This is a genomic window from Microbulbifer maximicatervae (SeqCode), assembly GCF_052467325.1.
In genome coordinates, this window is record NZ_CP174310.1 from 4116276 (window position 1) to 4140636 (window position 24361).

Sequence of the window (24361 nt, forward strand, 5' to 3'; positions counted from 1 at the left end):
ATGAGTAATGATAGTTTTACTCCGCCGCGAGCGCCCAATGCCGGTGATAGAACAGTTTTGATTCCAACACCCGGTGCTGCGGCGGCACCGACAGCAGCTCAGGCCCAGCCACAATTCTTTGCCAGCCAGGATGCCCCTGTCGAGGCCCAGGTGCGCAATAGCCTTAACCCGTTAGTATCTGCGGCCTCAAAGTTGTTAGGCGTAATCATTAAGTTACGTACAACAATGAATCACGCTAATGTTCCTGATCTGCATAAACGGCTTACCACGGAAATTCAAAGCTTCGAAAGGGAAGCAAAGCAGCTTGCCCTTACGCCAGAGTCAGTACTAACTGCCCGTTATCTGCTTTGCACTGTTGTAGATGAGGTAGTTTTGACAACACCTTGGGGGACTGCCAGCGGTTGGAGCCAGCACTCCCTGCTCAGTCTATTCCACAAGGAGACATTTGGTGGGGAGAAGTGTTTTGTCATATTACAGCGAATGCTGGAAACCCCCGCAAGTCATCTGGAATTGCTCGAACTCTTTTATCTGTGTTTAAGCCTAGGTTTTCAGGGCAAATATCGACTCGTGCAACGTGGGCATGAGCAGATAGAACAAATTCGTGATGAGCTGTACAGAACAATTGAGCAACACAAGCAGCCAATGGATAGAGATCTTTCGCCGCGCTGGGAGGGATGTGTAGAGCGAAAGTCACGGCTTATTCACTACATTCCCCTATGGGTGATTATGAGTGTGGTCCTGGGCTTGTTAGTTGCAACTTACAGTGGTTATCGCTGGTGGTTATATGAAACGACGACACCAGTCGCAGACCAAATTTTAGATTTGTCCAAAAGTGATAGTGAGTCTCCGCAAGGGGAAGGGTAACACTCGGGCTGATATTGATCCGGGGTGCGATAGATACTCTGGAAGATGGAGCAATTCATGAAACACTTGCGTAATTTTTTTACCAATAAGTGGGTGCTGGGGTTTATAGGGTTGTCAGCCCTTTCCCTTCTTATTTGGTTTGCGGCTGATTACATTAAGTTTGGCAGCGATAATGCCACGCTTTCGCACTCTGTCCGGCTAACGATTATCGTCTTTATTTTTGCTATTTGGCTGGTGTGGAACCTTAGTCAGTGGCTGGTGGAACGGCGCCAAAATCAAGCTTTAATTAAAGGCATTGAAGAGTCCCAAGAAGCTGATTCTGCAGATCCAGACGAAGAGCGCTCTCTTGAGGAGATGGAAGCCCTTTCAGGTCGCTTCCGTGAAGCAATGAGTGTGTTACGCAGTGCCCGGTTCAAGTCAGACAAGGGACAGGTATCCCTTTATCAACTTCCCTGGTACATCATTATTGGTCCTCCCGGGTGTGGTAAAACAACGGCCTTGGTGAACTCCGGGTTGGAATTTCCCTTGGCTCAGAGTCATGGGAAAGAAGCTCTCGGTGGGGTAGGTGGTACCCGTAACTGTGATTGGTGGTTCACCAATGATGCAGTATTAATTGATACTGCTGGACGTTATACAACCCAAGATAGCCACCGGGTTTACGATAATAGTGCCTGGAAGGCTTTTTTGAGCTTGTTAAAAAGGTATCGTCGTAGACGTCCGATTAACGGCGCTTTGGTTGCAATTAGTTTGCAAGACTTAATGGTGCAAACAGAAGAGCAGCGACAACACCAAGCAAAAGTTCTTCGTCAGCGAGTAAATGAACTTCAGCAAGAGCTGGGAATTCGTTTTCCTATCTACCTCACTTTCACAAAATGTGACTTGGTGGCAGGTTTTACTGAATTTTTTGATAATCTCTCACAAGCTGAGCGTGAACAAGTTTGGGGAATGAGCTTCCCCCGCGAAGCCAATGCAACAGTTGGTGCCCCTCTCGATAACTTTAAAGGTGAATTTGAGCAACTGATAGAGCGTTTGAACCAGCGAGTTTTATGGCGTGTCCATCAGGAGCGAAATATAGAGAAGCGGGCATTACTGCAAGGTTTCCCTGCTCGAATGGAGAGCCTAACGGATATCCTGGCAGATTTTGTAAAACAAACTTTTGGCCCAAATCGCTATGAAACAGTACCGATGGTCAGGGGAGTTTATTTTACCAGTGGCACACAGGAAGGTAGCCCTGTTGACCGAATGATGTCCTCTGTAACCGCTGACTTTGGGTTGGAGCGAAGTGTAGGACCGAAATTCCAAGGTGTTGGGAAGAGCTTTTTCTTAAACAGGCTGCTTAAGGATGTGGTTTTTCCTGAGGCAGAGCTTGTAGGCGTTAATCGCCGGATTGAGTCGGCCAATCTTTGGTTGCGCCGGGGGGTATTTGCCACCTTAACGGCCGGCTTTGTCGGAGCCATTTTCCTGTGGAGTGGAAGCCTTGCGCAGAACAAATTATCCATGGGTGAAGTCAGTGAGAACCTAAGTGAATACCAAGGTGCGGAAAATGAGCTGAAGGGCAAAAGTATTACGCCTATCAGTGCATTGAACTTGCTTGAGCCTCTCAAGCGTGCCAGCGCAGTATATGACCGCGAGGAGCACCCTTGGATTGCTAATTTGGGGCTATATGACACCAGAATAGATACGGCAGCAAATGATCTTTATCGACATAAGCTAGAGTTTATTTACCTGCCCGCCTTGCTGCGTGATATTGAAAGTGACCTGAGTCGTCTCGGTAGTAATGATCCTGCGCTGGTAAGTACACTCAAAACCTATTTGATGTTCTTCAACAAGGATAAGCTGGACCTGAAAACTATAGAAGCTTATTACACATCAAGGTGGGAGCGGCAACTGCCAGGTGAAGCGGCTCGGCAAGAAGAGCTACGTTACCATCTGGACCAGCTATTTACTCAACCTTTGCCCAGTTCAATTGAGGCAAATGAAAGAGTAGTGGCTCGAGCAAGACAGCAATTACGTCGAATCCCAGTACCTCAGCGTTTGTTTGCTCAGTTACAAAATAGTGATTTCGGATTGACTCCTGTAGACCTCTACCAGGAAATTGGAGGTGACACCCAGCAAATTTTTGGTATGGGGGCCAATAGTCCAAGCTTTACGATCCCATTCCTTTACACCAAAGCTGGCTATAAAGAGTTGGACTTTGGAGCAGACTCTCAGCTAATGACAAATATGGCTGAAGAGCGCTGGATTTATGGCGGTGATCTGAGTGGAGAGGACTTTACTGAAGCCGATCGGGAAAAACTCGGTGAGGAAGTGAAGCGAATCTATTTGGGTGAGTACTTACAGCGCTGGCAGGGCTTTATTGGTGGGTTCAAGATCCAAAGATTTGGTAGTACCTCCCAAGCTCTGGATGTCCTGTCAAAACTGTCTGATCCGATCTATTCGCCATTGTTGGCGATTACGGAGATTACCTCTGATAACACGCGCTTAACTCTGCGCCCTGAGGTACCTGTTGATGCTTCAGGAGTACCTTTACCAGTATCGAGCACCACTCGAAAACTCGGGCAAGCAGCATTAGGTGGCGCCACTAGCGCTTTACAGGATCACTATAAGCCCAACATCGTGGATGTGAGGTTTGAAGAAATTCAAAGAATCACCCAGAGTGAAAAAGGTCGGCCGGCTAGGATCCAAGAGTACCTTACGACGATCAATCAAATTCAGGAGTATCTAACGGAGATTGATAGCGCCCCAGATTCTAATCAGGCCGCTTTTGGTCGAGCAAAAGCGCGCTTCGCAGGCGGTAGTGATGCCATTAAGCAACTCCGGGTCAAAGCTGCTAATGCGCCAGCACCATTTGATCAGTGGTTAACTGATATCGCTGATAGTGCTTGGGGGCTTGTAATGGCCAAGACGAAAGCACATATCAATCGCGTTTGGCGAGAAGAAGTGTATCAAAGCTATAGCAATAGCTTGGCTAATCGATATCCCCTACGAAGTGACCGAGAGCAGGAAGTGCCGGTAATGGAGTTTAACCAGTACTTTAAGCCGGGGGGCATTGAAGAGAAATTTGTTAATCAGTACCTGAAGCCCTTTGTGGATACCAGAAACTGGAAAATTAAGTATGTTGAAGGGCAGGGAATCAGTCTTTCTCGAGAGGCACTCTCTCAGCTTCGGAGAGCAGAGCGTATCCGCAAAACCTTCTTTAGTATCGGTGAGGGAGCTTCATATTCTTTCCGTATTGAACCAACGAAACTGGACTCAAGTGTGCGCTTGTTTGAACTTGAATTAGGTGAGCAGCGAGTACCTTATTCCCATGGCCCGAAAACTGCTAAAAAGCTGACTTGGCAAGGTGGTGAAAGTAACCGTGTGCGTATCATCTTCGAAGATTTAAACGAGACGGTACATCGTAAGCACTTTGAAGGGGATTGGGCGTGGTACAGATTACTGGCGAGTTCCGACTTGGAAGCAGGACGCAGCAATGCGGAGCACTTTGTTACCTTCTCAGAGGAAGGGCGCAAAGCTCAATTTAAATTAATCGCATCTAATGTTAACAATCCTTTTGATCGTAGCTTGCTGCGTGGATATCGATGCCCAGAGAGCCTGTAGACGGAGTACGTGATTTGCAGAATACAGTAGGTATTTTTGGTAAGTTGCCTGGGCATGGGGACTTTGTTCAGCGGCAGCTGCCCGGCAGTTTTGTCTCGGTATGGGATGAGTGGCTTCAGCGTGCCGTTTTTGGATCGCGTGAATTGGTAGGTCAAGAGTGGCTGGACTACTACTTGACCAGCCCTATTTGGCGATTTGTTCACTGCAAAGGGGTTATTGACGCCAATGCATGGGCAGGAATTTTAGTGCCTAGCGTAGATAGTGTTGGGCGCTACTTCCCTTTAACATTTGCTACGCCCCTTTCCCCTATAATAGATGCATTTGCTTTTATGTCAGATGCTAAAAATTGGTTCCAGAGTTTATCTGAGTTAGCAATTACAGCCCTGCAAAATATGTTGCATGCAGATCAGTTATGTGAGGCATTTAGTCCTCCTCCTGAGGGGGCAGGCATTATTTCCCTGCCTCCAGCGCAGGAGGGTTTCATAATTTCTTCAGGACAATCAAACAACTTGGAAAGAAGTTTTGCTGGGTTACTGGGGCAAATGGGAAAGAATACCTTTTCAACCTATAGTCTTTGGTGGAGTGAGGGCTCACAACATTTGGCGCCGACGGCTTTACTTTCTCCCTCACTGCCGGGCCCCGAGCTCTATAGCTCAATGCTAGGTGTGCGACAACAGCAACAATTATGATGGGATTTAGGGGGTGACGTGAGACAGTTGGTTGTTCTAGATAAGAAGAAACACAGAAACTATCGATTGCTTAAGCATGATCTTTCACATAGTAAGAATTTACATATTTGTCCAATTCTATTGTCTGAGTTTATATCGGTCTCTCGTACAAGCCCCATTATATTTACAAAGTCAAAAGAGACGGGAAAACTTGAAAGTTGTGCGCTGCTTGGCGTAACTCCAGGGGAAAATCTTTTTTGGCAAGAAGGTCGATGGCAAGGGGACTATATTCCCGTTTCTATTCGCAGTCATCCTTTTTACTTGAGATACAAAAAGGATGACTTATCCAATGCATATGTTTGTGTTGAGTCTTCTCTCTTGTGCGCGAGTAAAGACAGCTCTCAAGGGGTTGCTTTGTTTGAGCATAATGGAGAGCCAAGTAAACACCTTTTAGCAGCGCAAAGAGAGTTGGAAAATATACACCTTAAAAAACTACAAACCTGGAAGTTTGTTGAATCGCTGCAGAAGTTTGATTTACTTAAAGAGCAAGAAATAAATATAGATTTGCCCGGTGAAACAAAACATAAACTGAAAGGAGTTTACTGTATTTCGGAAGATAAGGTGCGAAAGCTTGGAGCTACAGAATTCTTAAAATTACGCGATATGGGTTGCCTACCATTTATTTATGCACATTTGTTTTCGCTACTTCAATCATCAAATCTAAGGGCGCTGCATAAAAAAAATTATTCAAAAGTTCTTCATTGATGGGAGCTTGGTTTTTAATTTAAGGATTGTTGATCCAGAACGATTAAGAAAGAAAACGTATAAGATCTGATCAAAGTCAGAAAAAGCGTATCAGAGGTTCTGGTTTTTCAAAAAATTATCAGAGCAGGAAGCTAAGGTTACTGGTATGTCTTATGGAATAGTTTTTACCGGGGAGATAAGAAGTTCTGTAGAGCGGCGCTATGCAATAGCCGCACTAGGTCGTGAATTTGGACTGGGGTTCAGTCAGATTAAAGGACTTCTTACAGGCACGAAATCTCAAATTAAAATTACTGACGACAGGGTGGAAGCCTGCCAGCTAATGCAAAAATTCTGGGAGGCCGGTTGGCATACGCAGCTCAATTTGGATGATCATTTAATACACTGTACTGCAAAGTCCAGTAATTGTGGTGGCTCTCCTTTGCCTCCTGCTCTTGAATTTATGGGCAATGCAGCGGGGACAATTTCAATTGGTATTCCGGTTGGCTGGCAAAAGTTTGACAATTTGAATGGCGAGGCGGTAATTCAGGCGGGGAATCCAGAATTAAACCGCTATTTAATTGTGCTGAAGCAAGATCGGTCCCAGCTTCCTCAGGAATTATCGGTCGACCATTTCGGTAAAGCTCAAATAGAACAGTGCCTGACTCGGGTTGATAACGGAGCCCTTATATCCGGGCCGGAACCATTGATAAGTAACACTCAAAATGGCCATATCTATGAGATGTCTGCCGAGGTAACAAAAACGCCAGTTCGCTACTTAGTCACATTCTTTGAGTGTCAGGATAGTTTTTATTCTGTGTTTTTGTGGTCATCCTTAGAGAACTTTGAAAACAGTAGATCTGAATTCTTGCATATTTTTGCCACATTTAAAGTTATGACTAGTCCGAGCAGTTGCGAATCAACACTAGTTCCTATGTAATGGCTTGGAATAAGAAGCCAAAATTTAACAAAAATAAATAGCGTAAAATAGTCAACTGCACGTGTTTTTTAAAGTAATAGGTACCAAGCGCATTATTTGCCTTGATTAGATATCTACAACGTGTACTCTTCTCAGAATTCTGATTAAAGGATTTGATTCGGTATAAGGGCCTTTTTTGATGGCATTCCCAAACACGATAAATATCGATGAACTAGTTGCTCCAATCTCAGAGGATAACCCCGTAGGGGATGATATCCGAGAGGATCGTTCGCCGACTTCTGATTACTACTCGATCAAAGATGCACGCAACAGCGCGCGGGCCGCTGAGCGCTCAGCGATGTTCGACGATGTAGATACAGATCTGTTAGCGCCGTGGAGAGATGTGGCCAAGGCCGCTGAAGGCATCCTCGGGAAAAAGAGCAAGGATTTGGAGGTTGCCAGTTGGTATACCGAAGCCTTGATTCGCCTGCACGGTTTTATTGGCTTAAGAGATGGCCTGCAACTGATTGACTCATTGATCGAGCAGCACTGGGAAGGCCTGTACCCCTTGCCAGACGAGGATGGTCTTGAGACCAAGGTTGCCCCCATTACGGGCCTGAATGGTGATGGTGGAGATGGCACCTTGATGATGCCCATTCGCAGCGCCGCTATTACCCCAGAAGGTGATTATGGAGATTTCTCATTCTTCCAATATCAGCAAGCCCGAGATGCTGACAAGATCGCAGATGAGGATGCGAAGGCTGCTCGAATAGAGACTCTGGGTTATAGCTACGAACAGGTCGACCAATGTGTAAGTAGCGCGAGCGCGGAATGGGCTCAGAACCTGATTCAGACAATTGAGGGAGCGATTGAGCACTTCAAGGCAATCAATGGCAGTTTGCGGAAAAGCTGTGGCCATGATGCACCTCCCTCCACTAATATTTCATCCCTGCTGGATGAGGTGTTGAGAACAAGCCGCTTTGTTTATAAAGCCAAATTGGAATCTCTAGAGCAGGCTCAAGTTGAGCTGGAGTCGCAATCTTCTGAGGAGCCTACAGGTGAGGAGCAGGCAGCGGGTGCTGCAGTTGCTACTGTCTCTACAGGTGCAGTGGCTATTCCCTCAGGTCCAGTGGTATCCAGGGAAGATGCTTTAAAGTTGCTCGAGCAGGCGGCAAAGTATTTCCGTACTTATGAGCCCCATACGCCGCTGGCTCCTGGCCTAGAAAGGTTGATAGGCTGGGGACGAATGACAGTGTCTGAACTGATGTCTGAATTGCTACCCGATGACCATTCGAAGGCGCTTTACTCGCAGTTGACGGGAGTTCGCCTCGATGGCACGGATACACAAAAATATATAACCCCACCAGTGACTACAAGTGGCACTTCATCAGCTCCTGCGGTTGCCGCAGATACACCTAGTGAAGGTGTATCCGCGCCAGTCTCTGATGAAGGTTGGGGTGAGCAACCGCAAGAAGAAGCCAGCACTGGTTGGTAATTAACTAAGAACAGCAGTCCCTAAAGTCGGAAAGGAGACCTTAGATGTCTGAAAGCATCCACAATAAACTTAAGCGTGTGCGTAAGCCTCGTGTACATATCACTTACGATGTTGAAACTAACGGAGCCGAAGTCAAAAAGGAGCTTCCTTTTGTGGCTGGCGTTATGGGTGATTACTCTGGTGATAACGCAGAGAATCGTAAGGCGCTGAAAGATCGTAAATTTGTCCAAATCGACCGCGACAACTTCAACGATGTGATGGGCAAAGTAAATCCCAAGCTGAATCTTCAGGTGGAGAACACCCTATCTGATGACGGCAGCAAAATGGCTGTTGATCTCGACTTCAACCATATGGATGACTTTTCACCAGAAAAAATTGTTGGGCAGGTTGAGCCTCTCAAACAGTTACTAGAAGCCCGCAGTAAATTACGCGATTTGCTGAGTAAGGCCGATCGTTCAGAAGAGCTTGAGAAAGTGCTCGAGGATATCCTTCAGAGTACTGAAAATGTCAGCGCAATTTCTGAGCAGCTGGGCTTGGGTGAGGATAAAGGAGAGGATTCAGAATGAGTACAGAAGTAGAAAATGTTGCAGGCAGTGAGGCTGAAGAACAGTCAGCAAGCCTTCTCGACCAGGCTATTGCCGCAACCAAGCAAACTGCTCCCCAAGAAGCGCAAGATTTACTTGCGAATCTGACGGAGCAGGTCCTGAAGGGGACTGTTACCTGGGACCGCAGCCTGACTCAGACTATCAAGAGCGCTGTAAGCGCGATTGACAAAGCTATGTCTAAGCAGTTGTCTGCGATTTTACATGACGAGAAATTCCAGAAGCTGGAAGGGTCGTGGCGTGGTCTAAATCACCTGGTAATGAATTCCGAAACCGGTGCGACCATGAAAATTCGTATGCTCAACCTGAGCAAGCGCGAGTTGTTCCGCGATTTGGACAAAGCGGTTGAGTTCGATCAGAGCCAGACCTTCAAGAAAATTTATGAAGAAGAGTTTGGCACTGCTGGTGGTGAGCCTTACGGTGTAATGATTGGTGATTTCGAGTTCACCAGTCATCCAGAAGATATCGAGCTCCTAAGTAAGATGTCCAATGTTGCTGCGGCAGGCTTCTGTCCGTTTGTTGCTGCGGCAGGTGCCGGCATGTTTGGCTTTGATGACTATACAGAGCTTTCCAAGCCGAGAGACTTGGGTGGTATTTTTGAGTCTGCCGAATATATTAAATGGCGTAGCTTCCGTGATAGTGAAGACTCCCGATTCGTATCGCTGGTTATGCCCCGCACTCTGGCCCGTACTCCCTATGGTGCTAACACCAAGCCGATTGAAGCATTTGACTTTGAAGAGTTCGAGGTGGATGAAGACGGTGTTTCCCGCCCTGCAGAGCACGATCAATACTGCTGGATGAATGCTTCTTATGTTATGGGTACCACCATGACTAAAGCATTTGCTGAGAATTCCTGGTGTACCGCTATCCGTGGTGCTGAAGGTGGCGGTAAAGTGGAAGGGCTTCCATCTCACGTATTCAAGAGTGATGATGGTGATCTCGACCAGAAATGCCCCACCGAGATCGGAATTACCGATCGCCGAGAAGCTGAACTCAGTGCTCAGGGCTTCCTGCCTCTGTGTCACTACAAGAATACCGATTACTCTGTATTCTTTGGTGCTCAAAGTGCCCAAAAGCCAAAGGCATACGACGACCCCGATGCAACTGCCAATGCGGAAATCTCTGCACGTCTGCCTTACCTGATGGCAACTTCTCGTATCGCTCACTACTTAAAAGTAATGGCACGGGATAAAGTGGGCTCCTTTATGGAAGCGAGTGATTGTGAGCGCTGGCTGAATAAGTGGATCTCCCAGTATACAAATGCTAACCCTGATGCCAGTGCAGAAATGAAAGCGAAATATCCGCTGTCTGAGGCTCGGGTGGAAGTTAAAGAAATTCCTGGTCAGCCCGGATGTTACAGTGCAGTAGCCTACCTGAGGCCTTGGCTGCAGATGGAAGAATTGACGACATCTCTGCGCATGGTGGCAAATATCCCATCTGCGGGATAATGTTCTGGCCTCACCCTTCTGGGTGGGGCCTTCTCTTCACAGGACCTTATTCAAGGTCTAAGTTATATCGTCATTTATTCAAACAATAATTCTAGTTGGAGTATACCGGTGCCCCGTGCAGGACATGACCAAATAGCAGAAAATCAATCTGATATTCTGTCGAAAAAATTGGCGAGAGGGCAGCAGAATGAACTCAGAAAATTTCTGCAAGAACCGGATGATTTTTTTGCATTTGAATACTGGCTAACGGAATTGTGCTCTTGTGCAAATAGAGAGAATTACTCCGTTCGTCAATACTTAAGTAGAATTATCGCAGAGCTGGACGAGTTAATTTGTGATCAGTTAAATCGTATAATTCATAACGAGAAGTTTCAGCGGCTGGAAGCAAGTTGGAGAGGTTTATCCCTGTTGGTGTTTGATACACCACACGCTGACAATATCAAGATCAAAGTCCTGGATGCCAGTTGGAAGGACTTGGCTAAAGATATTGAGAGAGCTCCAGACTTTGATCAATCTGGCTTATTTCACCTTGTATACAATGAAGAATTTGGTACCCCTGGAGGCGAGCCTTTTGGCTTTTTACTTGGGGATTACTACGTATCTCACCGTCCTTTACCTGACCATCCTTATGACGATGTTTTTACCTTACAAGGTATAGCTCATACGGCGGCTGCAGCATTTGCTCCTTTTATTTGTTCTTCGGCACCACAGCTTTTTGGTGTCGACAAGTATTCAGACCTGGCAAAGCCCATTAATTTTTCTGAGGTTTTTCGTCAAAAAGAATATATTCGATGGAGTGGACTTAGAGATTTGGAAGATAGTCGCTTTATTGCGATAACTCTCCCCCAAATACTGATGAGGGAACCTTATAATCAAGAGTTTTCTTGCTATCGAGGTCTGAGATTTCAAGAACAGGTAAGAGCGTCACATAACCAAAATTATCTATGGGGTAATGCCTGCTTTGCTTTAGGTGCTGTATTAATTCGAGAATTTAGTGAGGTTGGGTGGTTTTCACATGTCAGGGGGGTTGCTCGCGACCACCTGGGCGGAGGGCTCGTGACTCAATTACCGATGATGCCTTATCGAGTAGATAGTAGTCCTGGCATGATTCAGATGGCTACCTCGATTTTGATTACTGATTTTGCAGAGAGAGAATTAAGTGAACTGGGCTATGTTTGCCTAAGTCACTGTTATGATACTCCGTACAGCGCTTTTAATAGTGTTCCGTCACTACAAAGGCCACAGCAATATTCCACTAAGGCTGCAACAGCTAATGCGCGTATTAGCTCGATGTTACAGCAAATCCTTTGCGCCTCCCGTTTTGCTCAGTATATCAAGGTAATGATCAGGGATAAGGTCGGCTCCTATTTGAATGCAGCAGACTGCGAGCGGAAGTTACAGAGCTGGTTAAATGACTATACGACAGGTAGAGATGATCTTTCCTGGGAAATGCAGGCTAGATATCCACTGCGGGAATCTCGTGTTCAAGTAATGGATGAGCCAGGAAAGGCAGGTAGCTATCAAAGTGTTATTCACCTTAAGAGCCATTATACCGTTGATCATCTTGTATCCGAACTGAAGCTTACAACAGCTCTGGCAACAATTGGCGCAGGAGCTAATTAATTATTATGGTGAGAGAAAAGCGTTTATTGGCTCCGGTGCTTGATCGACTGTTGCAATCGTCTAATAAAATGGATGTGCATCAATCTCACCAAGTGTTGAGACAGCTCCGCGAAGGGGTGCGCCGTGATTTGGAATACTTATTCAATACACGATACAAATGTATTTCCGCGCCGGCAACTCATGAAAATTTACAGAAGTCTAATGTTAACTATGGATTGCCGGACCTATCAACAGTAAACCTGACTTCAGCGACTAGCCGAAAACAATTTTGCCGGGATATTGAAAAAACAATTCTAAATTTTGAACCGAGAATACGCTCGGTCAAAGTGACTACCCAAGATCAGGTAGATGTTGAAGATCCGAGCATTCGCTTTCGGGTGGAAGCAGTATTACACGTTAATCCAGCATCAGAAGTAATTGTATTTGACTCGGCACTCAATCCGGTTACCCAGCTGGTTGATGTTTCAGAGATTATGTGATGAGTGAAAAATTAATAGATCTCTATGAGCGTGAACTTGCATTTATTCAGCAAACATCTGCTGAATTTGCAAAAATGCACCCTGCTGCTGCATCTAGGCTTCAGCTAAATGCAGATACGGTCGATGACCCTCTAGTGGGCCGTTTGCTGTCTGGTTTTGCTTATATGAATGCCAGAGTTCAGCAAAAGCTAAGCGATGATTTCCCAGAGTTAACAGATGCAATGCTGGAGACTCTTTATCCCCACTATCTTCGCCCAATTCCATCCTGTGCAATTGTTCAGTTTGAACCCGAGAAGGATTTGGATGCGATAACTCCTGTAGAAAAAGAAACTCTACTGGAGAGTGATAGTTTTCATGGGCAAACCTGTCGATTCACAACGTGTTACCCAGCAGAGATTTGTCCTTTTCAGGCTGTAAGCGCCAGCCTTATGCCAAGGCCTTTCATAGCGCCAGGTTGTAATGACGTTCAGGGAGCTAACGCAGTTCTAAAACTATCGCTAAAAACGTTTAGCCCAAGTTTGAAATTTTCTGACCTGGACTTAAAGAATCTACGCTTCTTCTTGCGTGGACAGCCGTCTCACATATATAGCTTATATGATTTAATTTTAAGTAAATGTGTACAGCTTGTTGTTGCTAGTGGAGAGAGTGATCCTAAGCCGACCTTTATCTCATCAGATAAAATACAGCAAGTGGGCCTTAGTCCGGACGAAGGCTTGTTGCCATATCCTGATACCGCATTTGTAGGGTATAGGTTACTCACAGAATATTTTGCTTTTCCAGAAAAGTTCTTATTTTTGGATGTGCTTGATGTTGGTGAGGCTCTAAATGAGAATTTTGAAGACACATTAAATTTATATTTTTACTTGTCTGAGACTCATGAAGAATTAGAAAAGCAACTTAGCCCAAGTATGTTTGCTTTGGGATGTGCTCCGGCTGTAAATCTATTTAAGCAAAGTGCAGACCCGATACCACTCAGTCACACGCAATATAATTACCATGTGGTTCCTGATGCTCGTCGCAGCGAAGGCCTGGAAATATATTCAATTGATCAAGTCGCAGCGACTGATGGTGATGGAGGAGTAACTAATTACCGGCCCTTCTATGGTATTCAGCATAGTAAACACCACGCAGATCAGTCGGCTTTCTGGTATAGCCGTCGTAGAGATGTAATTGAAGGCGAGCATCGAAACGAGCAGGCGTCTGAGATCGATATTACTTTAGTCGATCTAGATTTCAATCCACATAGAATTAGTGATCAGACTTTAGATATAAAACTAACCTGTTGTAATAGAAATCTGGCTAAAAAGCTACCCAATGGTAATGCCCAGCCTTACTTGGAAGTTGTTGATGGCGATTTACCGGTAAGTCGAATTAGTTGTGTGGTCTCCCCAACAGCAACGTTGAGGCCTCCTCGTCGGGAGAGGGGGTATTGGAGGCTTATCTCTCATCTAAACTTGAATCACCTATCTTTATCCGGACCAGAAGGGTGTAATGCTCTAAAAGAAATATTTAGGCTTTATGATTTTCGTGATTCTGCGAGCACTCGCAACCTGATTGAATCATTGTTAAAGCTTAATACCAAGCCCGTCACTGCACCAATTCAAATTGACCAAAGTGTAGTGTTGTGTCGTGGTACAGAAGTTGAAATTGAGCTTGATTCTATGATGCTAAATGGAACAAGCCCATTGCTATTTGCCAGTATAATAGAGCGTTTTCTTGGGCTTTATTGCTCGATTAATTCATTTACAAAACTGATTGCCACTATGAGTGATAGGGATGGGGAGTTGAAGCGATGGCCACCTCGAGCCGGCGAAAAAGCGTTACTGTAATTGAGCGCTTGCGTCGAGAGCCTTATAACTTTGATTTTTTTCAAGCGGTAAGGTTAGTCGAGCGGGCGGTTCATTTAGCAGGTGCTAATTTTAATAAGGAGCCAATAGCCAGTGCGGCTCCACCTGCTAAAGAATTGATAAAATTTAGCTCCCAACCTAATTTGTCTTTTACAGGCTCAGATGTCCTGCGTCTAGAGAAAAAGGCTGTTGAGCATGAAGACCCTAATGAAGACGATTCACACCAATGGCAAATGGAAGTGGGGTTCACGGGGTTAATCGGTAGTCAGGGGGTATTGCCTTATTACCTGACAGAGCTTGTGCAAAGGGAACTCAGAGAAAAAAGTACCGCGCTGCGTGATTTCCTTGATATGTTTAATCACCGCAGTATTTCACTTTTTTACCAGGCTTGGCATAAGTATCAGTTACCGGTGAATTATGAGCGGCAGCGTTTACAGAATTCCCGAGAGCCAGACAAGTTTACCCAAGCTCTTGCTTCTTTAGCTGGGCTTGGGACCAGTGAAATGCGCTATCGTATGCCCATGCCAGACGAAGCGCTTGTGGGCATGGGTGGGCACCTCTCCAGTGGACGCTGCTCAGCAACTGCTTTATCCAGCATGATTAAGCACTTCTTTGATTTATCTGTAAGTATTGAGCAGTTTCAAGGGCAGTGGGATGAATTGCCCGATGATATTCTGTGTCGTTTGCCGAGCGTTCAGGCGCCCAATGGGGTTAATAATTGCCTGGGTGTAAACACCATTTTGGGTACGCACTGTTTCCAGGCCCAAAATAAATTCCAGGTAATTATCGAGTCAATGCCTTATGAGCAATATATGACTATTGCACCTGGTACGAAGAAATTAGAGTCACTTAAGGAATTTATCCGTTTTAGTGCTGGCATTGAAATGGATTTCGAGTTGTCAGTGACACTTTCAACCAGCCAAGTAGCACCAATTCAGTTAAATAGAAAAGCTGAGAATGAGCCATTATTGGGATGGAATACTCATATGGCCAGTGAGCAAGATGGAGAGAGGCTGGTTCAGATTACCTTGAGTGCAGACAATATTCCACCTGATGAAGCTTTACCTGCTGCATAAGTACAATTAACAACATTATTATTTAGGAAAGGATAATCAACGTGATCAATATCGACTTGAAGAGATTGGTTGATACCATGACACCGCATATGCGGGATTCACTTGAAGGGGCTGCGGGGCTATGTTTATCGCAGAACCAGTACAATGTTGAACTAGAGCATTGGTTGTTAAAACTACTGGACCAGTCTGATACCGACTTGTACCACTTGCTCGAAAAGCACGACTGTAATCCGGCGAATTTTGCCAAGCAACTGGCTACTGCAATTGCCGGGTTCCGTGCTGGTAGCAGCCGTCCCCCTTCTTTGTCTCCTACCATTGTAGAAGCTGCAAAGAATGCCTGGATGTTGGCTTCCATTGACTATGGTCATAAAGCAATTAGTTCTGGGCATTTATTGGCAGCGCTTTTATTGGAAGAAACTTCTCGTCGCCAAATTTTAGAGTCTTGCCCAGAACTTAAAGAAATCGCCCCGGAATCTATTCGTGAAACTGCTCGTGCAATGTTTGGGCAAAGTGGTGAATCCAGCCATATTAGTGCAGCTGCAGATATGGGTGATGGTGCAGCAGCAGTCGCTGCGGCAGCTTCTAAAGCTCCGGCATTAGATAAATACACCATCAATTTGACCGAGAGAGCAAAAAAAGGTGAGATTGATCCTGTACTTGGGCGTGATGAAGAAATTCGCCAATGTATTGATATCCTTACTCGCCGGCGCCAGAATAATCCCATCCTGACTGGTGAGGCGGGTGTTGGTAAGACTGCGGTAGTTGAAGGTTTTGCACTTCGTATTGCTAGTGGTGATGTGCCCGAACCTCTTCGTGGTGTTGCAGTGCGCACGCTAGATCTGGGCTTACTGCAAGCTGGCGCAAGTGTAAAAGGAGAGTTTGAAAACCGCCTGAAATCTGTAATTTCAGAAGTGCGGGCATCTGCTACACCAATTATTTTGTTTATTGATGAAGCGCATACGATGATTGGTGCGGGAGGTAAGGAAGGTCAAGGCGATGCGGCAAACCTTCTGAAGCCAGCTTTGGCGCGCGGTGAACTTCGCACTTTAGCCGCTACAACCTGGGCAGAATATAAAAAGTACTTTGAGCGTGATCCCGCGTTAACTCGTCGATTCCAGGTAGTAAAGGTTGAGGAGCCCGATGAGAGTAATGCGATTGACATGATGCGTGGTATTGCAACCTCACTAGAGGAGCACCACAAAGTACGAATTTTAGATGAGGCAATTATAGCTTCAGTCAAACTATCCCATCGTTATATCCCAGGGCGCCAGCTACCAGACAAGTCCGTCAGTCTGCTGGATACTGCTTGTGCCCGTGTCGCTCTGAGTCAGTCTGCTACTCCAGGTGCGATTGAGGATGCTCGAATTAATATTGATCGTACTAATACCACCTTAGCAAAACTAGAGCGTGAAAACGCAGCAATGGGTGAGCATGAAGAGCAATTGGCTGAGCTTAAAGAATTTAAATCCTCTGAAGAAGAGCGTTTAGAGGTTCTTGAGCAGCAGCTGCTTAAAGAAAATGAATTAATTGGGCAGATTCAACAGCTCCGCGACCAAATTGATGTTGAGTTTATGAAGGCTCAGGATGGCGGTGAAGAAACCCCAGACGAAGCCCTGCTAGCTGATTATCAGCAACAGCTCAAATCATTAACTGCTGAGCTTGAGGCCATTCAAGGTGATACCCCATTAATGCAACCTGCTGTTGATGAGCAGGCGATTGCTGCGGTGGTTGCTAACTGGACCGGGATTCCCGTTGGTAAGATGGTTAGTGATGAGATTGTCGCCGTTAAAACTTTGGCAGGGCGCCTGAACAAGCGTGTTATTGGCCAACCTCATGCAATTGAAGCAGTAGCTCAGGCGATTCGTACTTCTCGCGCGGGACTGACAGATCCACGTAAACCAGTAGGCGTGTTTATGTTCTGTGGTACGAGTGGTGTAGGTAAGACAGAAACTGCTCTTGCACTGGCCGATGAGTTATTTGGTGGTGAACAAAATATCACAACCATTAATATGGCTGAATTTAAGGAAGAGCATAAAGTATCTATGCTCCTGGGCTCTCCTCCCGGTTATGTCGGTTATGGAGAAGGTGGTGTACTCACGGAAGCCGCACGTCGCAAACCTTATTCTGTAATCCTGCTGGATGAGATGGAAAAAGCTCACCCCGGCGTACAGGATGTCTTCTATAACCTCTTTGATAAGGGCACTATTAAGGATGGTGAGGGAAGGGACATCGACTTCAAGAATACCGTGATAATAATGACTTCCAACGCGGGAGAGGATGCAATCAGGGCTATCTTTAATCAAGTTGAAGAAAAGCCTGAGCCTGATGTGTTAATGGATAATATCCGTCCGCACTTGTTGCAGAAATTCAAGCCCGCATTCCTTGGGCGAGCGAATGTAATCGCATACTACCCTCTCGATGATGAGAACCTGGTAGAAATTTGCAGAATTAACATGCGCAAGATCGAGAAGCGTGTTCATGAGCATTACGGAGCCTCCTTCAGTTACGATGAAGATGTTCTAATTAACATTGTTGCTCGTTGTCACGAAGCAGATACAGGTGCTCGAAATATTGAAGTAATTCTGAACAAAACCTTGTTGCCAGAATTAGCGAGTGAATGCCTGGATAAAATGGCAAGGGGTGAAGAAGTTAAAGCAATTAAAGTCTCTGCTACAGAAGAGGGAGATTTCAGCTACACCGTAGAATAACGTAGAGCGAATTAGCCCAGCAGTAATGCTGTTAGATTTTACTGCTGGGCTAGTTACCACTAATAACCATAAAGATACAACTGGTTTTAATGAAAATTTACTGGTTGCCTCTGCCTGCTCTCATTACCAATTCCGATACCATATGGTGCATGCGTAAAAATATCATGCGTATAAAGGAGACAGTGATATCGGCACCCTCCACAACAGCTATACCAATAAGCTGAGCTAATCTGCGGATAAGCCGCAATACCCAGAAAGAGATGTCCTTGCTGATTTCATAAGCCTTGTGTAGGAAGATCGCAAGTCTATCGAGAAGCGTGAAGGTAGTACCACCTGCCACTACCAGAGAAATTCCTGCAAGGTGAGCTATCTTTTTAAGAACCCACAGTAGTGCTTCACCAGCTATCCATGCTGTATTTAAGGTTAAGGATAGGACTCCATCTGATCTTAACCATGCTTCAACGCTTTTTTCTATATTGCCTTTGGGTTTTCTAAGTCTTACTGTGTCCCAATCTAGACTGGTTCCGTTGGGGGAAACAGACTTTACATAAGTTTTACTGCTGTGATTAGTTCCAGGGTTGTGGCTGGGGGTCGGTAATTCAAAATCCCCGGTACCACCATTTGGAACATGAATAAACGGCCATGTGGGGACCATAGGAACGGGGTCTGCGCGATGGTAAACGCGATAAATATTTTCGGATTTAAGTTTGCGTTTACAGCCGCTTGCGAAGTGGTCAAGCCCAACTCTTGGGCTACCAAACGTATACAGTTTTATAGATTTTTCTGTATTGGATGATAGCCAATCTGCAGCAAGTGTAGCTATCGCTCCGCCAAGGCTGTGACCAAGGCAATTAATGGTGTGAATATCACTAGGCAGGTTTTGTACAAATCTTTCGAGCTGAGGTAATAGAGATTCGAAAGTATAATAAAATCCCTGGTGTACAGCGCCACCAGTATGGAATCGCCTAACTCCAGTATTTAGGTCTGTTAATAGATCGTACAGGCTATCAGTACCTAAAATACTAAAGAAAGCCTGTCCTTTATGTTGTCCTTTTCCTAGGGTCGCTATGCCTCTTGCGTCAGTGCTTTTCAAGAAAATAAAAGCGCCGGCCTCGGCATCTATTTTGTTTGTTATTTTTTCATCTATGTCAAAATCATTTTTATACAATTCATAGAATAATTTCCTTGTCCTGCTTTCTTTTACCAGGTAAGTATCTGCAGCAAGTTTTGCAGTATATTTCGGACTCAGCATAATATATCTACTCCTTTTGTTTTTATTCAATTAAATTGGCATGAAGTCAATAGGGCGGAATCGAATACTTCTTCCAGTCTGGTTTCGTCAGTTAGCTCGCAAGTTAAGTTAAAAGGTTTCCCCATTTCGGAGTTTTCCCCGGGGTTTCTTTTTGCATAAACCCAGATCTCATAATTTTTATCTTCATAGTTGACGTCAATAGCCTGAGAGACAACAAATTCAACAGGTAAGACCTGGGTTAAGGAGTTTGAAAACTTAGCTGGGAGAACAGCAACCCCATCTTCATCTGATGTGAAGGTATCTACCCATTCTTTTTGCCATTGGATTGAGCGTGTAATTTGGGCTCCTGATATAGGCTTACCATTTAAGGTTAGCTTGATTTTCATTTCTGAAAATGTACAAGCTTTAAAAGGATTAAAAGAAGCCATAGCGTAAGTTCCTCCAGGTGACACAAGAATTAATAGAAAAAATATTGAAAATAAATTAAATATATATTTTTTATGCATGCTGAAATGCTCAAACCTTTTTGATTAAGGTAATTGTTGTTTGATTGCTTGTATTGTTAACTCTAAGTTTGCCTTAGGTTAATTTGGGTAAATGTTGTTTTCAAAAATATTCAAATATTCCGCTTTTGGAATATGTTGTATTTGCTTTGTGTGAAATATTTTAATTATTATGCTGTGGTTGTTATAAACATATTGTTTATATTTAATTGGTATTTTTGTGCTAATTTTAACGGAATAAGATTGGCTTGCCTCTCTTTTAAGGTTGAGGTTTTAGTTGATAGAGTATCTCTAGCGGCTAGACAGCTTCCGCTTGCTTTGACTGAGTGCCTGACTGTTGAATTGCTTGTTCTCGGTCTGTCTAAGTAAGCTTTAATATACTTGGCAAAGACTTCTTGATATAAATTATTTTTGATGGGGAAATAGCTCACCCATTGCAGGTGGCGAAACATCTTAATAAAGAAGGCGATATTTTTATATCGCGAGAAATATTACCTTGCGGATTAAGGTCAATTTTTTAGCCGCTATCTTTGTTTAGCGGTTGCGATGCGTTGGAACGGTCCACTTAAAAAAGCGGACACGTTTCAATGTTCTTCACTATAGATATGAGGTGATCTTGCTTGGGGGGAGAGTTGGTCTCCAATTTTATCTATGCCGTTACGCCGAAATTAGTAATCAGCCAAGATAGTCCCAGTTTATCCGCCTATTAACACTGTAGGGCAGCCAATAACTATATTTCCACCATGGCCGGTAGTGTCGCCCATTCTCGCTGCAGGTTTTTTCTGCAGCATTACCGTTGTACTTCCCATTGCGACGCTATCTGGTGGACCGACACAGGTACAGCTGCTTCCCACAGTGGCTGAAGGCATTCCGCCGATAATAACAGTTGGGGCTCCTGGGCTAAGTACTGGGCCGCCTACATGGGGAACAGTGCCAGTGACCATTGGGCATACGTGCATATCACCAACACGAGAAGCTGGTTTTCCCATGATTTATCCCTCAGCCCTACCATTTCCGCCTCTGGCCAGGTCAAGGCCTTGCTCCATATAGCGCATGAATCTCTTATTTGGATCAACAGGGTCAGATAACACGGCAGCAAGAGTGACACTGCCGGCGACCGCGTGAGCATATAGATGCTCGGGTGGCTCTACCACAGGCTCACCCTCAGCAGCTAAACTGCCATGACACCAGCTTGCTGCAGTAGCGGCCCAGCTCGCAGGAGTTTTATGTTTAGTTTTTTCACCAAACAGCTTGCAGCGTAATCGAGCTTCCTCACTAGGCTTTTTCGCCCAAGTCTCCGCTGCATTCAAAGCATTAACATTGTCTTCATCAGTTTGTGGCCCCTGGATGTCTCGAGCAGCGAGACAGGCCCACCATACGGCTTCCCGCTTAGGGAGGCCGTGAGCTAATAGCTTAATTGCATCTGGAAATAAACCGGCATCTACAAGGCGGTTTATACTGACTTCTGGTGCGGTATCTGGCACCAGGTGTTCTTCTGCCTCGTCACTAACTTCAAAATTCTTGAGAAGCTCATCGGCTGTTAATGCTTCTACTTTAATGAGGTCTGTCATTGCTATCTCCCCATCAATTAATCATGGTGACGCCGCCTTTCAGCGTCAGCATGCCACCACCTTTAACTTCCGCAGTAGCGTCGCCCTTACAGGAGAGCATTGTTCCTTTGATGGTGATGCCAGCTGGAGTTAGTTTGATACTGCTGCTGCCAACTTTCAATTCTATAGATGCTTTGGAAGTAATCTTAATTGCTCCCATAGCATCGGTAGTTTGCGAGCCCTTACTGACTTTGAGCGTATGATTTCCCGACCCGATAGTTACAACCTGATTACCCTTGCTGACATTAAGTTTTTGATCACCCTTTGCGATGGTAACAACTTCACTGCCATCGGTAACCGTAATAGAGCGATCCTGCTTAACCTCTAGGGTCTGCTTGTTTTCTATCTTGCCTGTTTGGTCATTATGGACGACAAAGTTATGGTCTTTACCTGCCTCCATATAAATTTCTTCACTCCCGCCTTTATCATCAAAGCGAAGTTCATTAAAGGCGCTACTTTCGTACTCGGTTTTCCAGCCGCTTTGAGTTGCTGTGTAATTGGGTCCTGGGTTGTCACCATTGTATACAGCCCCAGTAATCAGCGGCCTATCTGGGTCACCATTTATGTAAGTTACAATAACTTCCTGATTTACCCTGGGAACAAAGTTTGCCCCCCAGTTTTTTCCAGCAAAAGATTGCATTACCCGTACCCAGCAGCTGTTTTGCTGTGAGTTCCATGGGAATTTCACTTTGATTTGGGTATAGGGGTCCTGAGAGTTATCTGAGGTTGTAGCCTTAACTTCAAGAACCCGTGCGACCTGTGGAGAGTGAACTTTCTTCGCAAAGATAGAGGGCTCAGGCCTTGGTGTTACTGTTGCAGGAATACAGCTAAATGTATTGTGGAAATGAGTCGCGTCGCTATTACTATCGCTTGCAGAGATATGTACAGAGGTAATTAGATACTTACCTTTCTCTGAAGATACAGTGTGATCAAAATTAAAGCGGCCGCCAGCTGTAAATGAAGGGCAATCGCTGCGGCCATGGCTTACGTCAAATAAAGCTTCCTGCGCTTCCATGGAGCGCTCCGCGAGCGCCTTGTGGTAGCTATCGGTAAATTTATGTTTATTTTCGCCATCTGCCTGGAAGTGGTTTAACCCATACATTCCGCGCAAATAATTGCTGACATCATTTAGCTGGCTGGTGGTTTTAACCTGCTGCTTATTGTCTTTTGTAGCGGTAAATTCACAGTAATCTTTTAACTCAAAACCGCCACCGTGATAATTAAAGTTTCGCTGCCAGCTACTGATAGTATTTTTTGTTGGGTGGCTACCTCCACCATCGTATTCTATTTGCTCGCTGTCGCAGTCATAGAAGTCCTGGCTATCATCACAGAGAACAAGCTCGTGTTGCCCGTTTGAGTGTTTGAAGTAGTAAGAGATTCCCTCTTCAGCCATAAGGCGATTGATAAATTCAAAATCGCTTTCATCGAACTGCACACAGTATTCGCGGGTTATATATTCAGCATTTAACTTGGTGCTTACTTTGATAACCTTACTGTATTCACCCAATACTTCTTCAAGAATTTGTTTTGCTGATTTCTTTTCGAAGATTCTGTTGGAGCCCCCGAGGCTGGTAAACCACAGGCCCGGTTGAACTGTGGCGCTATAGCTACGTATTCCTTCTGCGGTAACATCGCGAAGAGATAGCTGAGTTACGTAACCATTGATATAACGAGGGGTTTCTGAATGATGTACAGAGATGGTGATGGCCTTACCAACGATATCTTTCTGGTCTATGGCATGATCATCAGAGAGAAGCTGAACTTCGTAGCGGAAGAGTTTGGATATATGCTCTTCACCTTGTAAGTTGGTAGCGATTACCGCATCGGTACCGAGCGGGCTGTCGACCTTAATTAGTCTTCTATCTTGATTTAATGTAGTCATGGGCAGCCCCTACTATCCCTACGGTGCCTTGAGAGTAGTAATAGTTTTGTGTATTCAGTTCTTTAGCTGAAAGCTCGGTAAGCGCTCAGCTAAAGAACTGCCAGACAATGGTCTGCGGGGTTTCCGCAGACCATTTTGTAAGCAGATCGCACTTTGATCTGGCTTACAGGGCCTTGGCAGTTTCCAGGCAGTATCCAACACGCATGCTGGTTGGGTTCTTGTTGCTCTTGTCAGCGTGGTTGAGCTCAGTTTCGATTTTGGCGTAGCTCAGAGCAACAGACTCAGAGGGAGGACCGCCAGCAGAAGCTGAAGTGCTGTAAGAAGAAATCAGGACGTTCTCCAGTTTGTAAACAGCATACTTCTCAACAGAGTTCGCACCGGTTTGAACTACGTGGATCTCTACTTTAACGCCTTCGTCACCAGTTACAGAAGCTTTGAGCAGGCCGCCGGAAGCTGCGTCCAAGCGCTTGCTGAAAGTTAATTCACTCAGGCTTGGGCGAGAAGCTTCACGGTTTGCCATAGCGCCGGCTTCCATGGTGATGCCACGGCCAACGCCGAAGTGCAGATTGTCAATTTCAATCCAGTCTTCGTAGCCAGAAGCAGTAACATTACCTTTTACAGCTTTGTCGTTGTAGTTCATGTAAATAGCCATGGGGTGTCCCTCATTGGTTGGCGTGTGATGTTGGTGGTTAATTCCGTACCATCGCGACTTGCAGTTGTTTAGGTTGTTGTCGCGGTAGCAACTGAGGTGATTTAAACAAAGAGAACGCGAAAAAAAAACTAATTTTCTAGTTATTTAATCGACTCTGGCACTAATTTCGCGAAGCGGTTTTCAGCTGTTACGGATTCTGCCTGTTTGCTCTAATTGACTCTGACACTATTTTTTTACTTATAAAAATTAACAACTCATTGTTGAGGCTAAGTTGATGATTTTGGTCATGGATATTGATTGACAGGCGAACATCTATTTGAAAGCATTTAACCGTACTATTTTGATAAACTCGCTATGTAATAATATGTAATCCACCCCTTTAAAGAGGTAAT

Annotated in this window: 19 protein-coding genes; 13 read left to right on the plus strand and 6 right to left on the minus strand. The window is 45.1% G+C overall.

The features are described from left to right. The 13 genes from icmH (at position 1) to tssH (ending at position 18070) form a co-directional block, all read left to right on the plus strand. Positions 1-864, plus strand: a complete 864-nt coding sequence (icmH, locus tag ACJJIE_RS18460; RefSeq protein ID WP_282930267.1) for a type IVB secretion system protein IcmH/DotU — start codon at positions 1-3, stop codon at positions 862-864. A 57-nt stretch (positions 865-921) separates the two neighbouring features. After that, positions 922-4464, plus strand: a complete 3543-nt coding sequence (tssM, locus tag ACJJIE_RS18465; RefSeq protein ID WP_444892606.1) for a type VI secretion system membrane subunit TssM — start codon at positions 922-924, stop codon at positions 4462-4464. Between the two features lie 14 nt (positions 4465-4478). Next, positions 4479-5153: a type VI secretion system-associated protein TagF gene (tagF, locus tag ACJJIE_RS18470; RefSeq protein ID WP_444892607.1), complete on the plus strand. Its 675-nt coding sequence runs from the start codon at positions 4479-4481 to the stop codon at positions 5151-5153. An 18-nt stretch (positions 5154-5171) separates the two neighbouring features. Further along, the gene (locus tag ACJJIE_RS18475; protein WP_444892608.1) at positions 5172-5897 is read left to right on the plus strand and encodes a SapC family protein; all 726 of its coding nucleotides are present in this window, start codon (positions 5172-5174) and stop codon (positions 5895-5897) included. Positions 5898-6042: 145 nt separating this feature from the next. Next, entirely contained in the window at positions 6043-6813 is a 771-nt protein-coding gene (locus tag ACJJIE_RS18480; protein WP_282930263.1) for a hypothetical protein, read from the plus strand. 178 nt (positions 6814-6991) lie between these two features. Next, positions 6992-8287 (plus strand): type VI secretion system protein TssA, encoded by a 1296-nt coding sequence (gene tssA, locus ACJJIE_RS18485; protein WP_444892609.1) that lies wholly within the window; start codon positions 6992-6994, stop codon positions 8285-8287. A gap of 44 nt (positions 8288-8331) precedes the next feature. Continuing rightward, positions 8332-8853 (plus strand): type VI secretion system contractile sheath small subunit, encoded by a 522-nt coding sequence (tssB, locus tag ACJJIE_RS18490; RefSeq protein WP_282930261.1) that lies wholly within the window; start codon positions 8332-8334, stop codon positions 8851-8853. Next, positions 8850-10337 carry a type VI secretion system contractile sheath large subunit gene (gene tssC / locus ACJJIE_RS18495; protein ID WP_282930260.1) on the plus strand — a complete coding sequence of 496 codons (1488 nt, stop codon included), beginning with the start codon at positions 8850-8852 and terminating at the stop codon, positions 10335-10337. The genes tssB and tssC (ACJJIE_RS18495) overlap by 4 nt, the downstream gene beginning before the upstream one ends. A gap of 108 nt (positions 10338-10445) precedes the next feature. Continuing rightward, the gene (tssC, locus tag ACJJIE_RS18500; protein WP_282930259.1) at positions 10446-11960 is read left to right on the plus strand and encodes a type VI secretion system contractile sheath large subunit; all 1515 of its coding nucleotides are present in this window, start codon (positions 10446-10448) and stop codon (positions 11958-11960) included. A 5-nt stretch (positions 11961-11965) separates the two neighbouring features. Then, a complete protein-coding gene (gene tssE, locus ACJJIE_RS18505) occupies positions 11966-12439 on the plus strand; it encodes a type VI secretion system baseplate subunit TssE (protein ID WP_282930258.1) in 474 nt (157 codons plus the stop codon). After that, positions 12439-14268, plus strand: coding sequence for a type VI secretion system baseplate subunit TssF (tssF, locus tag ACJJIE_RS18510; protein ID WP_282930257.1), 1830 nt, complete (start codon positions 12439-12441; stop codon positions 14266-14268). The genes tssE and tssF overlap by 1 nt, the downstream gene beginning before the upstream one ends. Next, the gene (tssG, locus tag ACJJIE_RS18515) at positions 14232-15362 is read left to right on the plus strand and encodes a type VI secretion system baseplate subunit TssG (protein ID WP_282930256.1); all 1131 of its coding nucleotides are present in this window, start codon (positions 14232-14234) and stop codon (positions 15360-15362) included. The genes tssF and tssG overlap by 37 nt, the downstream gene beginning before the upstream one ends. A gap of 41 nt (positions 15363-15403) precedes the next feature. Beyond that, complete coding sequence (gene tssH / locus ACJJIE_RS18520) at positions 15404-18070, plus strand: type VI secretion system ATPase TssH (protein ID WP_444892610.1); 2667 nt, start codon at positions 15404-15406, stop codon at positions 18068-18070. Between the two features lie 97 nt (positions 18071-18167). Here tssH and ACJJIE_RS18525 read toward each other — a convergent pair whose 3' ends face one another. From ACJJIE_RS18525 to ACJJIE_RS18550, 6 genes are all read right to left on the minus strand, one after another. Then, positions 18168-19322: a lipase family protein gene (locus ACJJIE_RS18525; RefSeq protein ID WP_282930254.1), complete on the minus strand. Its 1155-nt coding sequence runs from the start codon at positions 19320-19322 to the stop codon at positions 18168-18170. Positions 19323-19348: 26 nt separating this feature from the next. Then, positions 19349-19828, minus strand: a complete 480-nt coding sequence (locus tag ACJJIE_RS18530; RefSeq protein WP_444892611.1) for a DUF6795 domain-containing protein — start codon at positions 19826-19828, stop codon at positions 19349-19351. A 692-nt stretch (positions 19829-20520) separates the two neighbouring features. Then, positions 20521-20814: a PAAR domain-containing contractile injection system baseplate protein gene (locus ACJJIE_RS18535; RefSeq protein WP_282930252.1), complete on the minus strand. Its 294-nt coding sequence runs from the start codon at positions 20812-20814 to the stop codon at positions 20521-20523. 3 nt (positions 20815-20817) lie between these two features. Continuing rightward, positions 20818-21396, minus strand: a complete 579-nt coding sequence (locus ACJJIE_RS18540) for a DUF6931 family protein (protein WP_108731475.1) — start codon at positions 21394-21396, stop codon at positions 20818-20820. A gap of 13 nt (positions 21397-21409) precedes the next feature. Then, on the minus strand, positions 21410-23317 hold the full coding sequence (locus ACJJIE_RS18545; RefSeq protein WP_282930251.1) for a type VI secretion system Vgr family protein: 1908 nt from the start codon (positions 23315-23317) through the stop codon (positions 21410-21412). A gap of 163 nt (positions 23318-23480) precedes the next feature. Continuing rightward, on the minus strand, positions 23481-23969 hold the full coding sequence (locus ACJJIE_RS18550; protein ID WP_282930250.1) for an Hcp family type VI secretion system effector: 489 nt from the start codon (positions 23967-23969) through the stop codon (positions 23481-23483). Positions 23970-24361: the final 392 nt, after the last annotated feature.